This window comes from Nocardia araoensis NBRC 100135 (assembly GCF_000308435.1).
In the GTDB taxonomy this organism is placed as follows: domain Bacteria; phylum Actinomycetota; class Actinomycetes; order Mycobacteriales; family Mycobacteriaceae; genus Nocardia; species Nocardia araoensis.
On sequence record NZ_BAFR01000247.1, the window covers coordinates 1 to 685 of the forward strand.

Annotated in this window: 1 pseudogene; it reads left to right on the forward strand. The window is 67.7% G+C overall.

Annotated elements, in window-relative coordinates:
- Positions 1–8 precede the first annotated feature (8 nt).
- A pseudogene (locus ON21_RS30180) lies at positions 9–685 on the forward strand (hypothetical protein); the annotation flags it as partial.

Below are 685 nucleotides of genomic sequence, written 5' to 3' on the forward strand. Positions count from 1 at the left end.
ACTGAATCATGTTCTCGACTCGGGAAACCCGCCGCCGCGCCAAACGCGGACTCGGCGAGGAAACCACCCTGTTGCTGCTGCTTCTCGTAGTGGTGCTGATCGCGCTGGCAGCGTGGTCAGCGCTGAGCCTGGGCAGCCGCTGGGCCGGATTGCCCGTCACCCGCCACCCCGTTGCAGCCCTGTTGGAAATCGCCACCGGGAAACCCCCCTGGCCGTGGCAAGCGAGCCTCATCGGCGTCGTCTACTTGCTCGCCGGCAGCGGGCTGGCAGTGTTCGGCTGGCGGACACTCGCATCGGGCAGCGAGATCGACGCCGCCGCCCGCACCATGCAACGCCCCCGCGACATTCGGATGGCGCGGGCGCGGGACATCCTGCGCGCCAACAAGCGGCTGCTGCGCGATGCGCCCCCGCACATCCAAGCCCTCAAAGGACCACCGCTGGGTAAAACCGTCATCGGCGGGGTGCAACTCTTCGTGCCCGCCGAGCTGGGGGTGACGATCGCCGCGGGCACACGCACCGGCAAGACCATGGCGTGGGCGATCCCGGCCGTGCTCTCAGCGTGGGGTCCATGCTTGGCCACCAGCAACAAGCCCGACCTCTATCGGCACACCGTGTACGGGCGTGAACAGCGTGGCCAGATCTGGTTGTGCGACCTGCAAGCAGTCACCGGCAAAGTGGAATGCGG